This window comes from Rhizobium brockwellii, from assembly GCF_000769405.2.
Classification (GTDB): domain Bacteria; phylum Pseudomonadota; class Alphaproteobacteria; order Rhizobiales; family Rhizobiaceae; genus Rhizobium; species Rhizobium brockwellii.
In genome coordinates, this window is sequence record NZ_CP053439.1 from 1,670,436 (window position 1) to 1,690,680 (window position 20,245).

Below are 20,245 nucleotides of genomic sequence, written 5' to 3' on the forward strand. Positions count from 1 at the left end.
CCGCGCCCTCAGTTGCCGTTCGGGAACATGCGGGCGTTGCCCGGCTGGTAGCCGCTGCCCGGCGTCAGGAAGCGACGGCGCTGCTCGCGACCTTGCTCGGCCGCGGCTGAGCGCTCCGCTTCGGACAGGCTCTGCGCGCGACCGTTTGCGGCGACCACAGCCGTTAGGTCGGCGAGCTGCTGCGCTTGCAGGGCGAGAAGCTGGTTGCCCGCCTGTGTCGCCTGCAGCGCGCCGGTAGCGCCCTGGCTCTGGCCCACCAGCGCCGACATCTGGGTCCGGTTCGTGTCGATGTTGCCGACGACGCCGGCCTGGACGCGCATCGCATCCTGCAAGCCGCCGACCGTGTTCTGCCAGCGCTCCCGCGCGCCGGCGACGAGCTGCTGGTCCGAGGCGGTCATCGACGCGTTGCCGTAGGTCGTGCGGAACGCCTGGTCGATGTTCTGCACATTGTAGGCGATGTTCTGCGCTTGGGTGAGGAGCTGTTGCGTCCGCTGCACGGACTGCTGAAGCTGCTGCAGTGACGAGTATGGCAAGCTCGCGAGGTTGCGCGCCTGATTGATCAGTGACTGTGCCTGGTTCTGCAGCGAGGTGATCTGGTTGTTGATCTGCTCGAGCGCGCGGGCGGCCTGAAGAACGTTCTGCGCGTAATTGGTGGGATCGTAGACGATGATGGCGTGCGCCGGCGCGGTGAGCAGCGGTGACAGCGCCAAAGGCGCCGCCAGAATGGAGAAGGCGAGCCGAGCGGCGCGTGAGCGGGAACGAACGGAACGAGTCATGGGCGTACCTCCGGATCGGTTTGGGGGATGACGTTGGTGAGGTCGGCGATGAGGTCGGCGGCCCAGGCAAGCCGGTTTTCGGCGAGCCACTCCGCGAGGAATCCGTCCGTGCCGCTGCGGGCGTGAACGTCCGCAATCAGCGCCTGATGTTGCTTCGATGATGCGGCGCAAAGCGCGAGCGCCACGTCCGACAGGCCCAGTTCGAACAGCCGGTTGCCGCGCCGGGATTGGCAGTAATAGTCGCGCTTGGGCATCGCCCGCGCGAGGATCTCGATCTGGCGATCGTTGAGCCCGAAGCGGCGATAGATAGCCGTGATCTGCGGCTCGATCGCGCGCTCGTTCGGGAGCAAGATGCGGGTCTGGCAGCTTTCGATGATGGCCGGCGCGATCGCCGAGCCGTCAATATCCGAGAGCGACTGGGTGGCGAAGATGACGCTGGCGTTCTTCTTGCGGAGCGTCTTCAGCCATTCGCGGAGTTGCCCGGCGAAACCCTCGTCGTCCAGCGCGAGCCAGCCTTCGTCGACGATCAGCAGTGTCGGGCGACCGTCTAGGCGATCCTCGATACGGTGGAAGAGATAGGCGAGCACAGCGGCAGCCGCGCCAGTGCCGATCAGTCCTTCGGTCTCGAAGACCTGAACATTGGCCTCACCCAGATGCTCGGCCTCGGCGTCGAGCAGCCGTCCATAGGGACCGCCAACGCAATAGGGCCGCAGCGCTTGCTTCAGGTCGTTTGACTGAAGCAGGACAGACAGACCCGTCAACGTCCGCTCGGCGATTGGTGCGGAGGCCAGCGAGGAGAGCGCCGACCATAGATGTTCCTTCACCTCGGGCGTGACGGGCACACTCTCGCGTATCAGGATCGCGACTAGCCAATCGGAGGCCCAGGCGCGCTCGGCGACATCCTCGATGCGTGCGAGCGGTTGAAGCGACACGCTGTCGTCCGAGCCTTCGGTGAGGCCACCGCCGAGATCGTGCCAGTCGCCACGCATGGCGAGCGCCGCGGCGCGGATTGATCCGCCGAAGTCGAAGGCGAAGACTTGGCTTTGGGGATAGCGTCGGAATTGCAGCGCCATCAGCGCCAGCAGCACCGACTTGCCGGCGCCGGTCGGACCAACGATCAGAGTATGGCCGACGTCGCCCACATGGATGGAAAGCCGGAATGGGGTCGAGCCTTCGGTCTTGCCGAACAGCAGTGGGGGTGCTGCGAAGTGCTCGTCCCGTTCCGGTCCCGCCCACACCGCCGACAGCGGGATCATGTGGGCGAGATTCAATGTGTTGATCGGGGGTTGGCGGACATTGGCGTAGACATGGCCGGGCAGCGAGCCGAGCCAGGCTTCCACAGCGTTGATCGTCTCGGGCATTGCGGTGAAGTCGCGGCCCTGGATGACTTTCTCGACCATCCGCAACTTCTCGGCGGCGATGCGCGGATCATCGTCCCAGACCGTGATCGTCGCGGTCACATAGGCTTGGCCGGCGTAGTCCGCGCCCAGCTCCTGCAACGCCATGTCAGCATCGGCCGCCTTGTTAGAAGCATCGGTGTCCACGAGGGCGGAGGCCTCGTTCGTCATCACCTCTTTCAAGATGGCGGCGATCGATTTGCGCTTGGCGAACCATTGCCGCCGGATCTTGGTCAGCAGCTTGGTCGCGTCGGTCTTGTCGAGCAGAATGGCGCGCGTCGACCAGCGATAGGGAAAGGCCAGCTGGTTCAGCTCGTCGAGGATGCCGGGCGTGGTCGCGGTCGGGAAGCCGACAATGGTGAGGATGCGGACATGCGCATCGCCCAGGCGCGGCTCTAGCCCGCCGGTGAGTGGTTGATCGGCGAGCAGTGCATCGAGATACATCGGCGTTTCGGGGACGCGGACGCGATGCCGCTTCGTTGAGACCGTCGAATGCAAATAGGTCAGCGTCTCGCCGTCATCGAGCCAGGCGCATTCCGGCATGAAGGCGTCGATGAGCTGGAGGATGCGATCGGTGCGGTCGGCGAAGCCGCGCAGGATCTCGTGCGCGTCGACGCCGGCGTGATCGCGGCCCTCGTAGAGCCAGGTTTCGGCCCGCGCCGCGTCCTCGACCGGCGGCAGATAGAGGAAAGTCAGGAAGTAGCTGGACTCGAAATGCGCGCCGGCTTCCTCGAAATCGGCCTTGCGTTCGGCGTCGACCAAGGCGGAGGCGCTGTCGGCGAACATACTGACGGGATAGGTCGCGGCGCCATGGCGCTGCGCCTCGACGAAGATCGCCCAGCCGGAACCCAGGCGACGGAAGGCGTTGTTGAGACGGCCTGCGACCGCGACCAGCTCGGCCGGCACCGCACTGTCAAGGTCGGGGCCGCGGAAGCGCGCGGTGCGCTGCAGGCTGCCGTCCTTGTTCAGCACGATGCCTTCGCCGACCAGAGCGACCCAGGGCAGGAAGTCCGCGAGTCGGGTGTTGCGGTTGCGATATTCGGCGAGGTTCATCATCGTCGTTCCTCCTCAGACCGACAGGTGGCCGGGGATGCGCAGATGCTTGCGCACGACGTCGACGAATTGCGGATCGCGCTTGGCGGCCCAGACAGCCGCGAAGTGGCCGAGAGCCCAGAGCCCGAGACCGACCAGCCAGAGGCGAAGGCCGAGGCCAAGCGCGGCGGCGAGCGTACCGTTGAGGATGGCGATCGAGCGCGGAGCGCCGCCGAGCAGGATATGCTCGGTCAGCGCCCGATGGACCGGGACCGAGAGGCCCGGCAGCTCACCGCCATTGTCGGCGCCGTCGGCCATCAGACGAGCGCCCCGCCGCCGAAAGAGAAGAACGACAGGAAGAAACTGGACGCGGCGAAGGCAATCGACAGACCGAAGACGATCTGGATCAGTTTGCGTGCGCCGCCCGACGTGTCGCCAAAAGCGAGTGTCAGGCCGGTAATGATAATGATCATGACCGCGATGATCTTGGAGACCGGACCCTCGATCGAATCGAGAATTTTCTGCAGTGGTGCTTCCCACGGCATCGAGGATCCCGTGGCGTGGGCGGCGGGGGCGAGCGCCAGCGTGAGAAAGGTGACTGACACCGCCGTGGCGATGTGGCGGCGGATGCGCAGGGTATGCTGGATCATGACGGGTCTCCTGTGAGGGGCTGGCGTGCGGGGGTGACGCGGTAGTCGCCGTCGGGGCCAAGACCCTCGATACGGGCGAGTTCGGTGAGGCGGCGCGACGCGCCGCGACCGGACAGCACGGCGACCAGGTCAATCGTCTCGGCGATCAGAGCGCGCGGGACGGTGACCACGGCTTCCTGGATCAGCTGCTCCATGCGGCGCAGCGCGCCGATGGCCGTGCCGGCGTGGATCGTTCCGACGCCGCCGGGATGTCCGGTGCCCCAGGCCTTCAGCAGATCGAGTGCCTCAGCGCCGCGCACCTCGCCGATCGGGATGCGATCGGGGCGCAGGCGAAGCGAGGAGCGGACGAGATCGGAGAGCGAGGCGACGCCGTCCTTTGTCCGCATCGCGACCAGATTGGGCGCGGCGCATTGCAGCTCGCGAATGTCCTCGATCAGGACGACCCGGTCCGAGGTCTTCGAGACCTCGGCGAGCAGTGCGTTGGTGAGGGTCGTTTTGCCGGTGGATGTGCCTCCGGCAACGAGGATGTTGCGCCGTCCGGCGACGGCTTGGCGCAGCGTCTCGGCCTGATCCGCCACCATGATCCCGGCGGCGACATAATCGTCGAGCGTAAACACGGCGACGGCAGGCTTGCGAATCGCGAAGGCCGGCGCGGATACCACCGGCGGCAACAATCCCTCGAACCGCTCCCCCGTTTCGGGCAGCTCGGCCGAGACACGCGGGGCGCCGGGATGAACCTCCGCGCCGACATGGTGGGCGACGAGACGGATGATCCGCTCGCCGTCCGAAGGCGATAGCACTTCGCCTGTGTCGGAAAGCCCTTCGGAAAGACGGTCGACCCAGAGCCGCCCATCGGGGTTGAGCATCACCTCGACGATCGCGGGGTCTTCCAGAAACCGGGCGATCGCCGGCCCGAGGGCGGTGCGCAGCATGCGCGCGCCGCGAAGGATCGCCTGCGATTTCTGGTGATTGGCCGCCACGTCGTCCCCGTCCTTTTGCGGGTCCGCGAAGCGCGGCCCTGGATCGGGGATGAGTAGGAGAGGCAGAAATCATGGCTTGACAACAACCATGATGTGGTCGTCGTACTGTGGCGTACAAAGACAAGGAAACGGCGGAATGGCGGAATACTTGCGGCAGACGCAGCCGTGATTATTCCGCGTCATGCGCGGGCGCGATGTCTTCCGAAATCTCTTGCCGAAGCTTCGGCCCGTGAGCGAGTCGGCGGCCGAGCGCGGTGACGAACGCCTCGTAGCGCTCGCCGGCTTTGGCGCGCGCCGCAGTCTGGGCAGGCTCCGGTAGCGGCGGGTTCGTCGTCAGCCAGAAGCGGATGAAGACGGCCAGCGTTTCGACGGCGATGCCAAGGTCGCGCTCCATGCGTGCCATCCGCCGGTCGAGCTGATCGAGCCGCTTCGTCGTCGCCGCCTCCTGCCGTTCGGAGGCGTCAGGCGAGAGGAAAGAGGCGATGCCGGCTTCCGCGATCAGGGAGAGGGATTGATCGCGCCGGGCGGCGTGCGCGGCGAGCGCTTTCATGACGTCCGGTTCGAGATACACGGATAGCCGCTGCTTTTTGGGAGGCTTTGCCATGGTGCCTCCTAAAGCTCGATGCCGTCGTTGGGATCGAGCGAGGCTTGGCGTGCCACCTGGCGCATGGTCTGGCTCATGCGCGAGAGACGTGCGGCATCCTCGTCGGCGTCGTCGCGGGGGTCGATCTCGAATTCGTTTTCGATGGGTTGCTTAGTCTCGACGGGTTTTGAGCGGCTCAGTTCCGGCTGGTGCCGGCGCTCGGAGTCGGTCGTGTCCTCATCTTCCGATCCGCCGCCGCCGGTAGCCGTCGCCACCGCCGGCTTCACCGGAAGGGGCAGCGTGCTCCAGTCGTCCGGTCGGGCGGCTGTTGGCTTCAAAAGGTTTGGCGGCGGCAAGATGCGCTCCTGAAACCGGCGATCCTCATAATATCGCGCCTTCTTCGCGCGGATCGGCGGGGTGCCGGCGACCATGACGATTTCGTCGGATGGCGGAAGCTGCATGATTTCGCCGGGCGTCATCAGTTGCCGGGCCGTTTCCGAGCGCGAGACCATCAAGTGGCCGAGCCAGGGCGACAGGCGATGACCGGCATAGTTCTTCATCGCGCGCATCTCAGTCGCGGTGCCAAGCGCATCCGAGACACGTTTGGCGGTCCGCTCATCGTTGGTCGCGAAGCTGACGCGCACATGGCAGTTGTCGAGGATCGAGTTGTTCGGCCCGTAGGCCTTCTCGATCTGGTTCAGCGACTGGGCGATGAGGAAGGCTTTGAGGCCGTATCCCGCCATGAAGGCGAGCGCACTCTCGAAAAAGTCGAGGCGGCCGAGGGCCGGAAATTCGTCGAGCATCAGGAGAAGACGATGGCGGTTGCCGTTCGCCTTCAGATCCTCCGTGAGCCGCCGGCCGATCTGATTGAGGATCAGGCGGATCAGCGGCTTAGTCCGATTGATGTCCGATGGTGGCACGACGAGGTAGAGCGTCGTTGGATGCTTGCCGCCCACGATATCGACGATGCGCCAGTCGCAGCGGCGTGTGACCTCTGCCACTACGGGATCGCGGTATAGGCCGAGGAACGACATCGCGGTGGACAGCACGCCCGACCGCTCATTGTCTGATTTGTTCAGCAGCTCGCGTGCGGCGCTGGCGATCACCGGATGCGGTCCGGCCTCGCCGAGATGCGCCGTCTTCATCATGGCGGCGAGGGTCGAATCGATCGGCCGCTTTGGATCGGAGAGGAAGGCGGCCACGCCCGCGAGGGTCTTGTCGGCCTCGGCGTAGAGGACGTGCAGAATGGCGCCGACCAGCAACGCGTGGCTAGTCTTCTCCCAATGATTCCGTTTCTCGAGCGAGCCTTCCGGGTCGACCAGGATGTCGGCGATGTTCTGGACGTCGCGGACCTCCCATTCACCGCGGCGCACCTCGAGCAGCGGATTGTAGGCGGCCGACTTTGCGTTGGTCGGATCAAATAGCAGGACGCGGCCGTGCCGGGACCGGAAGCCGGCCGTCAGCGTCCAGTTCTCGCCCTTGATGTCATGGACAATCGCCGAGCCGGGCCAGGTGAGTAGCGAGGGCACGACCAGGCCGACGCCCTTGCCGGATCGCGTGGGCGCAAAGCACAGCACATGCTCGGGACCATCGTGGCGGAGATAGCCGCGCTCGAACTTCCCCAGGATGACGCCATCCGGGCCCAGCAGGCCGGCGGCGCTCACTTCGGGTGCAGCGGCCCATCGGGCGGAGCCGAACGTCTCGGCATTCTTGGCTTCACGTGCTCGCCAGACGGACATGCCGATCGCGACCGCGATCGAGATGAAGCCGCCTGACGCGGCGATGTAGGCGCCCTCGATGAAGATCGGCGGGGCATAGGCATCGTAAAAGTACCACCACCAGAAGAAGGCGGGCGGATAGTAGATCGGCCAGCCGGCCAACTCGAACCACGGGAGTCCGAGCTGCGGCTGGAAGCCGAGTCGGTAGGCCGTCCACTGCGTCGCCGCCCAGGTCGTCATGAGCACGATCAGAAAGACGGTGAGGATCTGGCCCCAGAGGATTTTGGTCGCCGACATGGCGGGCACTCCTTTCTTGATTGGGCTACATGCCGAGACCGCGATTGCGGCCGAAGCTCCAGTCGACGCCACCGGCGCCGCGCGACACGCCGGAGACGTGCTGACCGATCTGGCGTTCGAGGGACGGCGACCAGGGCACGAGCTGGAAGCCGAGGCCGTCGTCGATCATGGCGAAGCGGCCGGAAGCGAGCGTGAAGCGCTGGCGATAGGTGCCCGCCACATACTCGCCCGGTGCGGCCTTGGAGAACTGGCGCCCGGTCTCGTTCGCGAGCTTCTCGCCAAGGGCTTCCACCTCGCGCTGCCGCAACGTGTCGATCAGCCCCGGGGAGAAACTGACGCCGCGCGCTTGCCGCTCGGCGAGGCCCTGACCGACGAGATGATCGGCCCGCCGGACCATCGCCTGGCGAACCTCCGCGCCGAAGCCGCCGCCGAGTGCGACGGGATCGCGGGCGATGGCCTGTCGGTCGAGCCAGGTCGCGCCGGTCGCGTTGACCTGGGCGGAGATGTCGAGATCGGAGCGGACGGCGAGTGCGACTCGCCTACGTCCCTGCGCGTCGTCGAATTTGCGCAGCTCCACGATCGAACCCGGCGCGCTGTCGCCGGCGGCGTCGAGGTCGGGCAGCTTGATGTGATGGGTTCGCCCGTCCGTGCCGTCGACCACGGCATAGGCCGTGCCCTTCAGCTCATCGTCGAGACCGCGATCGACCAGTCGGCCGACGACGGGATCGTTGATGCTCTCGCCGGCGAGGACATATCTCGCCGCGCCGCGTTCGATGCCGCGTTCGGTCAGGCCGCGGTGGATGCGTTTGATGATGTCGCCGCGTTCGCCCAGCTCGCGCAGGGTCGCCTCGGCATTCTCGGACACGGCCCATTGGCCGGGGCCAACCTGATCCGCGAGGCCGAGCGTCTCGAGCTTGCGCAGCCGCCCAACCTTCATCGCGTGGAATTCGTCCGGCTGGCGATCGGGGTGCGGGGCGAGATCGACGACGCCGGTACGGTAGCTGTCCCTGGCAAGCTGCCGGTCGAGATTGGTCCAGCGCTCCGCCTCGATCTGCCGCTCCAGATTGCGGCGGATTTCGTGATCGGTGCGCCGCCCCAACTCCTGGGTGACGAGATCCTGCGCGCGGGCGCGCATGCCTTCCTTGATGTAGTCGCGCGAGATGACGAGGTCCTGGCCGTCATCGGTGCGCCCGCGCAGGATGATATGGACGTGCGGATTGTCCGTATTCCAGTGATCGACGCCGACCCAGTCGAGCTTGGTGCCGAGGTCCTTCTCCATCTGCCCCATCAGGTCGCGGGCATATGTCTTGAGGTCGGACATCTCGGTCGCGTCCTCGGGCGAGACGATGAAGCGGAAATGATGGCGGTCGTCCTGGGTCCGCTCGGCGAAGGCCTTGGGATCGGCGTCCTCGGTCTCCGGACCGAACAGCCGCGCCTTCTCCCCATCGCGGGTGACGCCCTCGCGCCGGAGATAGCTGAGGTGGGCGGAGAGCGGCGCGGCGCGAGCGGTGTGCCGGACGACGCGCGTCTTGATCACCGTATTGCGCGATCGGCTGGTGAGCAGACGATTGGCCTGCACCGTCGCGCGCTGACCGCGACCGAAACGCGAGCGGTTGCCCGAGCTGATCTTGCCGGACCGCGAGACGCTGCCGCCGGCGCGCTGGGCGGCCGCCAGCGCCTGGGCGATGAAGGGCCGCGCCTGCTGTGCGCGGGTCGAGCGAATGCGGCCCGGCCGGATGCGGAAATCGTCCTCGCCGCTCATGGCCGAGGCCCCGCACATCGTGCAAAGCCAAGGAAATCCTTGCAGAAATCGCGATAGCGCAGGCTGCGCCGATCAGGCGCACCTCGCGCAAATGCGCCATAAGTCTCTGAAAACACACGACCGCACCAAGCCGCACATCGCGCGCTTTTATCTCGCCATCGTTCGGTTGTGCTGCCTGCTTTTCCCGCCTCTGACGCCAACTCCACGCCAGAACCCGACAATGCCGCATGGAGTGCGAAGCCACTCATCGCGGCCCCGCAGTATCAGTCCGCGCCACGAATAGGCCGTCCGATCGCGGTGCAGGCAGGTCCGGATCGCGAGCAGACTCCCGCGCAGAGGGTGCGGCCGGATCGCCGTCCCGCTGCCGCTGGACTGCACCCGCGCTGCTGTCGACCTGCACGATGAAGAGTGGCGCACGGGTCCAGGCGAGCGGATCGGCGGTCGCCACCGTGACGGGGGCAGCGAGATCGCCGCCGCCGATGATCGGTGCGAGGGCGGCGACATAGGCGCGTGTTTCGGCTGGCAACGGGCGGCCGGTCGCCCGATATTCCTCGTAGCGGCCGGGACCAGCGTTATAGGCCGCCAGAAAGCCGGGCGAGCCGTAGCGATCGTGCATCTCGCGCAGATACGCCGCGCCCGCCATGATGTTATCGCGCGGGTTGTAGGGGTCGTCGCCGAGACCATGTCGAGCGCGCAAATTCGCCCAGGTCGCGGGCATGATCTGCATCAGGCCCATCGCGCCGGCCGATGAGATGGCGCGCATGTCGCCGGCGCTTTCGACGCGCATGACCGCACGAATCCAATGTTCGGGAACGCCAAATCGTCGCGCAGCCTCGGCGATCAAGACGGCGTAGGGATCGACGCGAGAGAGGCGTTCGCCCGACACGGTCTGTGCATTCGCGTCGGCGCAAAGCGGCGCGGCGGTCAGCAGGCCGGAAAGGAGAAGGAAGGCTGTGCGCCGGACGGTGGAATGCCGGCCGGCGACAGCGGGATGGCGGCGGGCCGACATCGCTCAGTCCCGCTCGCTGCGCCGAGGCGGGCGGTTCCAGTGCAGACCCCAGTCGGACTTGTCGTCGGCCGACTGGAACAGGTTAGCGCGGACAGGCTGGCTGAAGGTCGGATCGTCTATCTGCAACGAAACGTACTCGCCGGCCTTCTCACCGGTGCGCTTCCAGCCCGCTCCAACTTCGGGACCGTCCTCATCCGATCCGAGATGGACGCGGTAGTCGGGCGCGTTCTCCGTGTCGGATTGCTCTACCGGCACGAGCACCAACTCGGCGTCGAGCGTGAGCGTTCTGAGCCGCCCGGCATAGCCCGATTTGGTGCGGCTGAATTGACCGATTAGGGACATGATTGTCTCCATTGATGTGCGGTGAGATTGGGAATGGGCATGTCGTCACCGCGTCGGCGCGCCCCAGACGAAGCGGCCATCGCCGTCCTCGTCGGTGTAGAGAGGGATGGCCCGGCCGATCACGGCGGAGGCGGGAAGCGGGCCGAAGTAGCGGCCGTCGAGGCTGTCGCTGACCTGCCAGTTCATCAGGAACAGCTCGCCCTCGGCGACGACGCGGCAGCCTTGCCAGACGGGCAGCAGATTGCCGCGACGATCGCGATCAAGCGCGTCGCCCATCGGCACGGCGTCGACGGTGATGGCGAGGCCGGTCCTGCAAACGCGTTCACCGGGAAGCGCTACGACGCGCTTCATCAGCGGCACGCCGCGCGGCAGATAGCCGCCCTCGGCGAGGAAGCTCGCGAGCGGCTCGGGCGCACGCACGGCGACCAGATCGGTGACCTCGGGGGACGGGTCTGGCGCGATGGCATAGAGGCCGATCGGCGTGCTGGCCGACGCATTCCAGATCAGCTTCGGCGCGAAGGAAACGATCGATAGGATGCCGAGCAACGACACGGCGCCCGTCGTGGTGACGGCGTAGCCGAGCCGGGTCATGCGCCGATCCTCCGCGCCAGGAGGAAGGCGCGATGGCGCTGCGTCGTGTAGGCGCGCGGCGTCTCGCCGACGGCCAGGCGATTGTGAACGTGCCGCCAGTAATCGGGCGCGACCTCGGCCGGATCGATGCCGATGGCCTCGATCGCGTCGATGAGCTGGAGCATGCGCTCCACCCTCGGCCAGCCGTCGACGCGCAGCAGAATGTCGCCGCCGGGCGTCACGGTCGGGATTGTCTGGCAGGGTTCGCCAGGACCCACCGCGCGCAGAATGTCGAGGCGGGAGAGCATGGTGCCGTGCTCGTTCGCGGCCCAGCGCACCAGCGCGAAGACCGCGCCGGAAGGGAAGAAGAGGATACGTCGGCGACGGTCGAGGACCTGTTCGCGGACCTCGCGGCCGAAACGAATCCAGTGCTCGATTTGCTTCTCGATCCAGACGAGTTCGACTTTGGTGAGATCCGCAGGCGGCGTGGGAGGTGCGCGACCGGCGCGCGCGGATACGGCAGCAAGGCCGGACATCAGTCGTCTCCTTGGGATTGTGGGAATTCGCGTTCGAGCAGCGTGCGGAGCATGTCGGCGACAGTCTGGCCGCGCTGGAAGGCCGCAATCTTGATGCGGCCGCGCATATCGGCGGTGACGTCGATGGTCAGCCGAGCCGAGAAGTCGTCGGCGGATTGCGGTCGCTGTGTCTGGCGATCGGGCGCCTTGATCCAGTTTTCTGGATCGCCTGGCCGAGATGCGAACCCACGCCTGGGAGATCGTTCGCTCATGCGCCGATCCTCAAGATTTCGGCCGCGAGCGCGGTGATCTCGCGCGCGCCCGGACAATCCTGGTCCTGCTCCGCGGCGATCCGGCCGGTCTGCACGACATCGGCGAAGACGATGCGCTGACCGATGGTCGTCGCGAGCAATGGCGGGTCGTGGTCGGCGAGCGTCTCGACGGTTTCGCGGGCGAGCACGGTGCGCGCCGCGCAGCGGTTCAGCACGAAGCGAGCGGCAAGCTCTGGGCGGTAGATACGTGCTTCATTGAGCAGCGCGAGCATCTCGGCCGACGCCCAGCCGTCGAGCGGCGACGGCTGCACTGGGATCAGCACGAGGTCGGCGGCGAGCAGCGCCGAGCGCATCAAACTGGCGACGCGCGGCGGTCCGTCGATGACGACATGGTCAGCGTCACGCGCCAGCTCCGGCGCTTCGCGGTGGAGCGTGTCCCGGGCCAGACCGACAACACCGAACAGCCGCTGCAATCCCTCCCGGCTGCGTTGCTGCGACCAATCCAGCGCAGACCCTTGAGGATCGGCGTCGATTAGCGTGACGCGCTTACCGCTCCGAGCCCATTCACCGGCGAGATGGAGGGCGAGCGTCGTCTTGCCGACGCCGCCCTTCTGGTTGAGGAGCGCGACGATCATGACGGTCTCCCGGCGATCGGGGACTCGTCCACACCGCACGAAAAAGCGGGTTGCGTTAGAAAGATTCCGTAGGAATCTAGGTTAGATAAGTTACGGGGCTCGCAAGCTGCTGATTCAGCGCAATGAATCGGCGATTTAGGTCCCCGATAGCACGAGGGTCCGGTCCCCAATGGCACGATAGCCCCGGTCCCTGATAGCACGAGATGATTCACAGCTTATCCCCAGGTCGAGTTATCGAGCGGCGACGGCGGCGCGGAATGCCGAGTGCGTCGGGATCGGTGGGTACAAAAGACAGGATTTCGGGGCCGCCGAAGCATTGCTCGATGGTCAGGCGATAGCCGGGCAGCGGCTGGCGGCGGACGATCTCGCGCAGGTCGTAGGCGAAGTGTTTGAGCGGCGAGAGGCTGCCGGATTTCGCGTGGAGGTGCGGGAAATCGAAGCTCCAGCCGTGTTCCTGCTTGCCGCCGTGCTTGCGCACCAGGCGATAAAGCCAGCGCTCCAGCCCGCCTGTGAGATCGAAGTATTTGCGGTCGATCGTCAGCACGAGCGCATCGTCAAGGACGGCGCCGTAAAACCAGTCGGGAACGATCAGCTCGAGGCCGAGCGGACGGCCGCGGTGATCGGCGCGCTCCTTCCATTCGTTGATCCAAGAGAAGCGGTGCATCCGCCGCTCGGTCGGCTGGCGGATCGAGGTCGCGACCGTGGTCGACTGCAGCCGGTCGAGCGCGGCCTTCAGGCGGTCGTAGTCGCGTAGCGACACGCCGCGGCCGATGAAGTTCAGAATTTCATAGGGGGTGGTCGCCATCAGGCGCGACGGACGCAAGCCGACATCGCGCGCTTCGACAATCTGGGAGGCTGCCCAGATGAGGACATCGGCGTCCCAAATCGTGGCCATGCCATGTTCGGGGACGGCTTCGACGCGGATCTTCACCGAACCCGCCTTGAAGTCGATCGGTGCCAGGCGCTTCGACTTGGCGAGCGAGAAGAACGGATAAGCCATGAGGTCCTGGGCATCGCGGGGTGCGAGATCGCCGGGCAGCGCCCGGAACAGATCGAGCTGCGCGCGCTCCTCGCGATTGTGGGGGTGGAACGACATGGCCGGTCGTCTCAGCGGGGGAACCGAGCGCCGGCCGTGGCGGGCACGGCGGTCTGGCGTTTGGCTGGCAGCACCGTGCCGCCGCGCGGGTCGGAGGTGGAGGTGACGAGACCGCGATCCGCCCAAGCCTGGAGGTCATCGACGGAATAGACGACGCGGCCGCCGAGCTTGCGATAGGTCGGACCCGTGCCGTAGGTGCGGTGCTTTTCGAGGGTGCGTTCGGACAGGCCGAGGAAGCGCGCCGCCTCCTGCGTTCGCAGGTAGCGTGGCGGTAAATTGGCGGCTTTTTCGGCCATGATCGAACCTCCGTGGTCTCGCGGGTGGCCGCTGCGAATGAGCGGCGGGTTGCGAGCACGGTGGCGCGAAGACGGCGCCCCGGACGATGTCGAAGTAATCCGCTAAAATCGACACCCAAACGGTATCAGCGATCCCGGCGTGGGCGGCGCAGCAATGTCCGGTAGCCGCCGCGAACCAGCTTCATGCCGTCGCGGGCGAGACGGATGGTGATTTCCCGGATCGGGTCGCCGACCCAGGATGCTGCGTCGATTTTGTGTTGGGGGAAGAGCTGCTCGGCAACGACACGGTAGATGGCGCCGGCGTGTCGCGCGTCTATAGCGCGCAGCATCTGCCGGGCCCGCTGGTGTCGTTGCGGCGTCATGCGCGGATCGGCGGACACTGGCCGACCTGTTGCCGCCGCCCAGAATCGTCCCAGCGCGGTCAGGCGGTCGGGTGTGAGTTCGTCGAGAGGGATCACGGCGGCGAGTGCCTTGTCCTCCATCGGGCCCGCAAGCGTGAGGTCGAAGCGCGCGCCGATCATATCCAGCCGAAGTTGCGCGGCCTCTCGCTGAAGGACGGCGTGAATCCGAAGATCGTCAACGGTAAGGTGCGATCCTTCGGCCGGAGCCGGGCCGGTTTGGAGGATGATCGCCGCCGGATCGGTTTGCGGTGTCCAGAAGATCGGCTGGGCGAGAGCCGTGATGCGTGGGTCGGCTGCGAAAACACAACCCCCATTGCTCGGCGAACGATGTCGCCGTTTCATCGCTCAATCGTCCGGAGGACAGTAGTTCTTGAAAGGCGACCCTATAATCCGGGTTGCGCCGCAGGAATTCCCAGGCGAGGTCACTCGTCGTAAGCTGGTCAATATAGTCATAGGCGGCTTCGGACCGCCAACTCTCTTCTTCGGACATCTCCAACGCCTCCGCGAACTTGTTGCTCAACGCGAGTTTTGTGGTCGTCACGATTCCAAGTTGAGTCGGTGCTGGGAAGAACGAAGTCGGGTCAACGTGATGCAGATTCTGCATCACCTCAATGTAGACGGGGGCCGAGAAGCTCGCAGTAGCCGCTTGTCGTCATCCATTTTGCACGGGCGAGATGGGCGGTGTGGACGCGCGCGGCGCGCTCTGGTTCGGATTCGGGACAGATTCCGAACAACGCTTCGACGACCGCTTTCCAGTCCGCACCTTCGGCATCTGCATCAAGAAGGCGCAGGTATAGCTTCAGGTGAGCACGGTCATAGGCCGTGAGTGCTGCGCCGCCAGGCGGCTGGTCCAGAAAGTCTTCTATGGTCACCGCATCCCCCGACAACAGATGTATCCATTTTGAAGGGGATTGTTAACGATGTTTTGAATGAATTGCATCCCGGCAGCGCCGTCGCGTGAAGGCCGAGCGGTGTGGGCATGCGCCCCTATGTCAGGCATCTCTCTTTGCATCGACCAGCATTAACCCCACGCCTTGGTCGGAGTTGAGGAAAACAATCCCGCCACGTTCGAAGGCGCGCCTGACCTCATCCCGCGTGCTCTCATACACCTCAAGCCCGCTTGCGGATTCGAGGCGCTTGAGCGCGGTCAATGATACTCGGGCCTTGTCAGCGAGCGTCTCCTGCGTCCAACCCAGCAACGCGCGTGCGGCCCGCGATTGTCGGGCGGTGATCATGCATGATCACCTCCCACTCAGACCTACGCGCACGCCAGAACTACGACTATTATAGTCGTTCTTGTTTCGTCTGACCACTCAAAAGCTGCTGCTGGGGCATCGCCGGGGCATCTTCGGCAAGAACTGATTCGGTCGCCTCGCGTGCCGAAGGCCCCGGCCTTCCGGCCGGGGCCTTGCGCGGGCCTCAGTCGCCGCGCCGCCCGGTGGGGCGGGACCAGATCAGCGAGAAGCTCTCGTCCTCGTCCTCGAAGAGGTTGGCGTAGATGGGGGCGTTGAAGCTCGGATCGTCCAGTTTGAGGCCCAGGTAGTCGCGGCCTTCGTTGGAGCGCTTCGACCAGGCAGCGCCGATTTCCGCGCGGCCGACCAGGACCCGGTGGCTGGGGGCGTTCTCGCCAGTGGCACGCTGGTCGGGGACGATGCGCACGCCCTTGGCCTGCACGCTGAGGGTGACGATTTCGCCGGTGAATTCGTTCGCGCCGGTCTTCTTGAAGGTGCCGATGGTCGCCATTGTAAGTCTCCGTTTTCCGTTCCCGAGCCCGCACCATTGCGGTCTCGATGGCGATCGGCAGGCCGGAGGCGATCGACGGCGCACCCCGAAGGGGCCTGACAGCTAAGGAGGGCTTTCTTGTCTCGCGAGGAATGGCGGCGCAGCCGGCAGGGGAAGAAAGCTTGACGCGGCTGTTGCGTCATAGGCGATCGAGGCGCAGCCGGCCTTCGGCCAGATCACGCCATTGAAGAGGCCGTTTGGAGCGGTTGAGGCACTGTCAGATAACGGAGAAAATGGTGGCCGTCCCGCACCGGCAGTCGGCGTCGGCAACACTCCCCGGCTTCGTCTCCTCCCGGCGGGCATCGGCGCTGCATCCTGACCCGCACCGCTAATTGAGATCGCCGCGCCGGATCTCCGGTGTGTCGCCGAGACATAGTCTTGCCACGACAGCCGCTCCAACGAAGGCCGCTTCCCGGGCCCAGCGTCTATTCGCAGTGCAAGCTTCAATCCCAACAGCCTCAGACGAGGTGCGGTTGCCGCCTATCGCTGGTCTTGCCCTCGCAACGACGACAATAGCGATCAGGTTCGCGCGAGGTCCCGCCCGGACGGACCCGGGGCCGCTGCCGTTCCTGCGACCCGTATGAAGGCGGTTATGCCGACCGCGATCGCGCCAATGACGGAGAAGGTGATCTGCCATCCCTCGGAAGGCATGAGGTGTCTCGCAATGCCATGCGCGGCGTGGAAACCTGCGATCGCCGCCGGCGCGACGAAGACGATGGCCACGATCAGCTTCAGCCACATCGGCCGGACGAAGGTGATCAGCAGGTGACCGGCCGCCAGTGTGAGGGCGGCGGCGACGGCCCCGACGAGGATCGCACCGGGAATGCCGGCGCCGGTGCCGTGCGCCCAGGCCCCTGCGGTCACGCCGACGAAAGCCGGCAATGCGAAGACGGCCAGCGTGAACAGCAGCCAGCAAAGCAGGCCGATGGCTGCGAGGGATGTAAGTATTGCGAGGATGATCATGGTGGTGTCCTCCGAGAGAAAAGGTCTGACGGTCGCGCCTCCACCACCACCGCGGCGCGCTCTAACTATAGTTGAAAATAGACCGCGCCGGGAGCGGAAATCGCGGGCGACTTCCGCGCGGCGACGCCAATTCGCCCGGTTATGGGGCGAAGGGATCGATCTCATGGACGATCGCGGCCGTGTCGCCGTCGTACTCACTGGCGGGCGTTACCGAGAGGGTGCCGTCACCGGCCTGGAAGATGATGATGGCGGCCATCAGGGTGGTGGCGAGGCTGAAGGCGAAGGCGTGCGCGTCGTTGAGGGACATCGATCCGGCTCCTGTTTGAGCGGAGGACCATCCCCCGCTGACAGGCGCCCGAAGTGTCGGGCTGAACGCTGCAATCACCGCGCAGGCGTAGCCGAAGCGGCGGCATGCTCGCATAGCCGACCCTTTACGGGTTGATGGCGTCAGGCGGTCAGTCTGACCAAGGATCAGCGCAGATAAGCGGGGGTGCGTCTGCCGACTGGAAATGGTAGTCGTGATGCTCTCAACAACAGCCTTGCCGCCAAGACCTCAGCCGGACGTCTCGCGCATACGAGGCGACAACTTCGTCTGGGAGGACCATGGCAAGCGGATTCCATGTGCCGGATGGCAACGAGGCCCTGCGGTCGGATATTCCTGCCATCGTCGAACTAATCGAGCGGACGGCACGTTGGGTACACCCTGACACGTTTCGCGCGCTGCCTGTGTGGGCACCGCATACAGCGCGCGGTCGTCCACTCTTTGATGCCGGATGGACGCGGCGTTACACGAACACGCGGAAGTTGACCGGCGTAACGGCAGAGAAGTTCGAAGGAAATGTGGCCGCGCTCAACGCCCTTATCGCCGCGCTCGACGTAGCGTCCCCAAAGCCGAAAAACTGGACCGTCTGTCACATCTGGGGTTACGACGATCCATCGTTCGCGCAGGGCAGCAGCGTGGTGCAGGATTCGCGCTACTTCTCCTGTGTCGCAAACATGGTGTGGCTGCCCACCTCGTTGAAGGGTTTCACGGACACCCTCCCAGAGATCAAAGCCATGCTGCGGGTATGCTCCTTCCATCTGTACGGATGGGCATGTGAGCACGAGGCGGTCGCTGCCCAGGCTGAGCAGGTGCGGTCCGGATGGACACCGACCGACTATCCGAAGAGTTGGCCCAAGTCGGATCGGCTTGGCGTCCTGCCGCCGGGAACAGCGCCGTTCACGCCGCGTATCGAACGTGAAATCGCAAAGCGGAAGGCGAAAATCCGGTCCAATCTCGCCAACGCCGATTTTCTTCACTATCCGAGGACCGAGGTCGAGGATGTGCTGAAGTTCTGGAAAGTCGATCTGGGATAGGCGGCGCTCACGCGCCGCCGAATTTCCAGACGGAAATGCCGAGCTTCTTGGCTTTGTCGGCGAGGTTGTCGTTGATGCCGGTGCCGGGGAAGTGCATCACGCCCTTGGGCAGGATTTCCAGCATCTCGTCGTTGCGCTTGAAGGGCGCTGCGCGGCCGTGCTTCGTCCAGTCCGGTGCAAAGCCAATCTGCGGCACATTCCGGTTCGTCGCCCAAAGGGATGCGATCTTCTCGGCGCCCTTCGGTGACTTGCCGTGCATCAGCACCATGTCCGGGTGCTTTTCGTGCACCTGGTCGAGCTTGGCCCAGATCAGCCGGTGATCGTTGAAGTCTAGCCCGCCGGTGACGAGGATTTTCGGACCAGGGGGAAGAAGAATCGTCTGCTCGGCACGCCGCTTCGCTGCCAGGAAGTCGCGGCTGTCGATCATCGCCGAGGTGAGATTGCGGTGGTTGACCCTTGACCCGCTGCGCGGAAGCCAAGTCTTGCCGACGTGGCGCTCATAATGTTCGGCCGCCTGGTCGCGCATTAGCTCGAAGGCGTTCTGGCGTTCGATCAGGGTTTGGCCTTCGGCGATGTGGCGCTCGAGTTCGACCGACTTCACCTCGCTGCCGTCCTGTTCACGCTGCCCGCGGCGTTGCGCCTGCTCGTTGTCGTCCAGTTCGCGCGCGATCCGGTCGGTGGCGCGGTGAAAGACGTTGACCGTCGACCACAGGAGATCGTCGAGGTCGGGTTCGAGGCGAGTGTCCTCCAACGTTCCGATCAGAGCGTCGAAGATGTCGGAGATCGCGCCTGCGACAGCATTGCCGTCTGGGAGGAGCCGCTGGTCGGGTTCATCCTCAAAGGGACGATAGCCGTGAAGCTGGAGTTCATTGAGGACATGGTCGGTGGGTGATGAGGCGTGATGCGGTTCGAAGTCGTCGTGCTCGCTCATAGGATGCTCCGTCGGTTGGACCGCGACCGTCGCGGCCTTCATGGCGACGAAAGCCGGCGGGCGGGCCGGCCCTGCACCCGGAGCGAAGCGCAGGGCCGAAGCGTCAGCGGAGGATGGCGGAGGCCGGCGATTTTGCCTCGCGATGGAAAGGCGCGGATCCGGGGTCCCCACGCGGCCTGCCGCGTGGGGTGGTGAGGCGCCGCCGGAAAATCGTCGGCCGCAGCCATTGCTGGGCGGGCCCGTTTGCTGGCCGATCGCCCTCTCGAAGGCTGAGGCGCGGTCCCCCTCCGACGTTGGGGCATCTGCGAGCACGACGACGCACCGTCTCAATGCCGCTCTCGCGTGCCGGTCTATGCCGCCAGCGCCATGAACTTTCCGACGTCCTGGGGTGCGATCTGCATCCGCGACTGCTGTCGGAGATGCTCGATGCCCAAGGTGCGGAGATCTTCGTTGAAGTCGCCGAGCGCTGGCGAGATGACAATCGCCTCGATCCCGACGACGTTCGCCCGTTCGATCAGGCTGTCACGCGCACCGTCACCGGCCGGATCATTGTCGCGCACGATGTAGAGCCGTCGCAGCGCATCGGGGAACAGGATGGCGGCGAGATGTGCTGCGGAGAGCGCCGCCAGCATCGGCATGTCGGGAAGCACCTGTCGGAGCGACAGGACGGTCTCGATGCCTTCGCCGGCCGCCATGACCTCACCGCCGATGCCGAAGCGCACTGCGTTGCCGAGAAGGTCACCCATTGCTCGCCTCGGCGTGTCGATCGGCGCCTTGTCACGCGATCGGGGATCGAGCCAGGTTCGGTGCGCGCCCGTGATCTTGTCGTGATGGGGTGGACGCCCCCCGACGGCATCGATGTGCCATAGTGGAGGTGTTGAA

At 65.5% G+C, this 20,245-nt stretch carries 25 protein-coding genes and 1 pseudogene; 1 reads left to right on the forward strand and 25 read right to left on the reverse strand.

All coding sequences use genetic code 11. The annotated features are described in order from the left end of the window. Window positions 1–8 precede the first annotated feature (8 nt). The 23 genes from trbJ to RLCC275e_RS08585 all read right to left on the reverse strand — a co-directional run bounded on the left by trbJ (window position 9) and on the right by RLCC275e_RS08585 (window position 17,383). Complete coding sequence (gene trbJ / locus RLCC275e_RS08480) at window positions 9–776, reverse strand: P-type conjugative transfer protein TrbJ (protein ID WP_033182467.1); 768 nt, start codon at window positions 774–776, stop codon at window positions 9–11. Next, a complete protein-coding gene (gene trbE, locus RLCC275e_RS08485; protein ID WP_033182468.1) occupies window positions 773–3,229 on the reverse strand; it encodes a conjugal transfer protein TrbE in 2,457 nt (818 codons plus the stop codon). The genes trbJ and trbE overlap by 4 nt, the downstream gene beginning before the upstream one ends. Window positions 3,230–3,241: 12 nt before the next feature. Next, window positions 3,242–3,523, reverse strand: coding sequence for a VirB3 family type IV secretion system protein (locus RLCC275e_RS08490; protein ID WP_033182469.1), 282 nt, complete (start codon window positions 3,521–3,523; stop codon window positions 3,242–3,244). Then, the gene (locus tag RLCC275e_RS08495) at window positions 3,523–3,855 is read right to left on the reverse strand and encodes a TrbC/VirB2 family type IV secretion system protein (protein WP_033182470.1); all 333 of its coding nucleotides are present in this window, start codon (window positions 3,853–3,855) and stop codon (window positions 3,523–3,525) included. Before RLCC275e_RS08495 ends, RLCC275e_RS08490 begins: the two co-directional genes overlap by 1 nt. After that, entirely contained in the window at window positions 3,852–4,835 is a 984-nt protein-coding gene (gene trbB, locus RLCC275e_RS08500; RefSeq protein WP_033182471.1) for a P-type conjugative transfer ATPase TrbB, read from the reverse strand. Before trbB ends, RLCC275e_RS08495 begins: the two co-directional genes overlap by 4 nt. 169 nt (window positions 4,836–5,004) lie before the next feature. Next, window positions 5,005–5,439: a hypothetical protein gene (locus RLCC275e_RS08505; RefSeq protein ID WP_033182472.1), complete on the reverse strand. Its 435-nt coding sequence runs from the start codon at window positions 5,437–5,439 to the stop codon at window positions 5,005–5,007. An 8-nt stretch (window positions 5,440–5,447) separates the two neighbouring features. Beyond that, window positions 5,448–7,433, reverse strand: coding sequence for a conjugal transfer protein TraG (locus RLCC275e_RS08510; RefSeq protein ID WP_033182473.1), 1,986 nt, complete (start codon window positions 7,431–7,433; stop codon window positions 5,448–5,450). A gap of 25 nt (window positions 7,434–7,458) precedes the next feature. Continuing rightward, entirely contained in the window at window positions 7,459–9,195 is a 1,737-nt protein-coding gene (locus tag RLCC275e_RS08515; RefSeq protein ID WP_033182474.1) for a relaxase/mobilization nuclease domain-containing protein, read from the reverse strand. Window positions 9,196–9,439: 244 nt separating this feature from the next. Further along, the gene (locus tag RLCC275e_RS08520; protein ID WP_033182475.1) at window positions 9,440–10,204 is read right to left on the reverse strand and encodes a lytic transglycosylase domain-containing protein; all 765 of its coding nucleotides are present in this window, start codon (window positions 10,202–10,204) and stop codon (window positions 9,440–9,442) included. A 3-nt stretch (window positions 10,205–10,207) separates the two neighbouring features. Then, window positions 10,208–10,546 carry a DUF736 domain-containing protein gene (locus RLCC275e_RS08525; RefSeq protein WP_033182476.1) on the reverse strand — a complete coding sequence of 113 codons (339 nt, stop codon included), beginning with the start codon at window positions 10,544–10,546 and terminating at the stop codon, window positions 10,208–10,210. A gap of 45 nt (window positions 10,547–10,591) precedes the next feature. After that, on the reverse strand, window positions 10,592–11,137 hold the full coding sequence (locus RLCC275e_RS08530) for a S26 family signal peptidase (protein WP_033182477.1): 546 nt from the start codon (window positions 11,135–11,137) through the stop codon (window positions 10,592–10,594). Then, window positions 11,134–11,652, reverse strand: coding sequence for a DUF2840 domain-containing protein (locus RLCC275e_RS08535; RefSeq protein WP_033182478.1), 519 nt, complete (start codon window positions 11,650–11,652; stop codon window positions 11,134–11,136). Before RLCC275e_RS08535 ends, RLCC275e_RS08530 begins: the two co-directional genes overlap by 4 nt. Next, window positions 11,652–11,903, reverse strand: a complete 252-nt coding sequence (locus tag RLCC275e_RS08540) for a hypothetical protein (RefSeq protein ID WP_033182479.1) — start codon at window positions 11,901–11,903, stop codon at window positions 11,652–11,654. The genes RLCC275e_RS08535 and RLCC275e_RS08540 overlap by 1 nt, the downstream gene beginning before the upstream one ends. Beyond that, window positions 11,900–12,538 (reverse strand): ParA family partition ATPase, encoded by a 639-nt coding sequence (parA, locus tag RLCC275e_RS08545; protein WP_033182480.1) that lies wholly within the window; start codon window positions 12,536–12,538, stop codon window positions 11,900–11,902. Before parA ends, RLCC275e_RS08540 begins: the two co-directional genes overlap by 4 nt. Window positions 12,539–12,746: 208 nt before the next feature. Next, window positions 12,747–13,634, reverse strand: a complete 888-nt coding sequence (locus RLCC275e_RS08550; RefSeq protein WP_033182481.1) for a replication initiator protein A — start codon at window positions 13,632–13,634, stop codon at window positions 12,747–12,749. 11 nt (window positions 13,635–13,645) lie between these two features. After that, window positions 13,646–13,930: a helix-turn-helix transcriptional regulator gene (locus RLCC275e_RS08555; protein ID WP_033182482.1), complete on the reverse strand. Its 285-nt coding sequence runs from the start codon at window positions 13,928–13,930 to the stop codon at window positions 13,646–13,648. Between the two features lie 125 nt (window positions 13,931–14,055). After that, window positions 14,056–14,613, reverse strand: coding sequence for a DUF2285 domain-containing protein (locus RLCC275e_RS08560; protein WP_246723433.1), 558 nt, complete (start codon window positions 14,611–14,613; stop codon window positions 14,056–14,058). After that, a complete protein-coding gene (locus RLCC275e_RS34220) occupies window positions 14,507–14,935 on the reverse strand; it encodes a transcriptional regulator domain-containing protein (protein ID WP_368389619.1) in 429 nt (142 codons plus the stop codon). Before RLCC275e_RS34220 ends, RLCC275e_RS08560 begins: the two co-directional genes overlap by 107 nt. Window positions 14,936–14,939: 4 nt before the next feature. Next, the gene (locus RLCC275e_RS08565; protein WP_082229817.1) at window positions 14,940–15,203 is read right to left on the reverse strand and encodes a DNA -binding domain-containing protein; all 264 of its coding nucleotides are present in this window, start codon (window positions 15,201–15,203) and stop codon (window positions 14,940–14,942) included. 120 nt (window positions 15,204–15,323) lie between these two features. Then, a complete protein-coding gene (locus RLCC275e_RS08570) occupies window positions 15,324–15,566 on the reverse strand; it encodes a helix-turn-helix domain-containing protein (protein WP_033182483.1) in 243 nt (80 codons plus the stop codon). A gap of 184 nt (window positions 15,567–15,750) precedes the next feature. Next, window positions 15,751–16,074 carry a DUF736 domain-containing protein gene (locus RLCC275e_RS08575; protein WP_033182484.1) on the reverse strand — a complete coding sequence of 108 codons (324 nt, stop codon included), beginning with the start codon at window positions 16,072–16,074 and terminating at the stop codon, window positions 15,751–15,753. A gap of 558 nt (window positions 16,075–16,632) precedes the next feature. Beyond that, window positions 16,633–17,076 (reverse strand): hypothetical protein, encoded by a 444-nt coding sequence (locus tag RLCC275e_RS08580; RefSeq protein ID WP_033182485.1) that lies wholly within the window; start codon window positions 17,074–17,076, stop codon window positions 16,633–16,635. A gap of 139 nt (window positions 17,077–17,215) precedes the next feature. Then, on the reverse strand, window positions 17,216–17,383 hold the full coding sequence (locus RLCC275e_RS08585; RefSeq protein WP_008125146.1) for a hypothetical protein: 168 nt from the start codon (window positions 17,381–17,383) through the stop codon (window positions 17,216–17,218). Between the two features lie 296 nt (window positions 17,384–17,679). Here RLCC275e_RS08585 and RLCC275e_RS08590 point away from each other — a divergent pair, with 296 nt between their 5' ends. Beyond that, complete coding sequence (locus tag RLCC275e_RS08590; RefSeq protein ID WP_033182486.1) at window positions 17,680–18,432, forward strand: hypothetical protein; 753 nt, start codon at window positions 17,680–17,682, stop codon at window positions 18,430–18,432. A gap of 7 nt (window positions 18,433–18,439) precedes the next feature. Here RLCC275e_RS08590 and RLCC275e_RS08595 read toward each other — a convergent pair whose 3' ends face one another. Further along, window positions 18,440–19,363, reverse strand: coding sequence for a DUF2493 domain-containing protein (locus RLCC275e_RS08595; RefSeq protein ID WP_033182487.1), 924 nt, complete (start codon window positions 19,361–19,363; stop codon window positions 18,440–18,442). A gap of 350 nt (window positions 19,364–19,713) precedes the next feature. Continuing rightward, window positions 19,714–20,187, reverse strand: a pseudogene (locus tag RLCC275e_RS08600) (toprim domain-containing protein); the annotation flags it as partial. Window positions 20,188–20,245 lie beyond the last annotated feature (58 nt).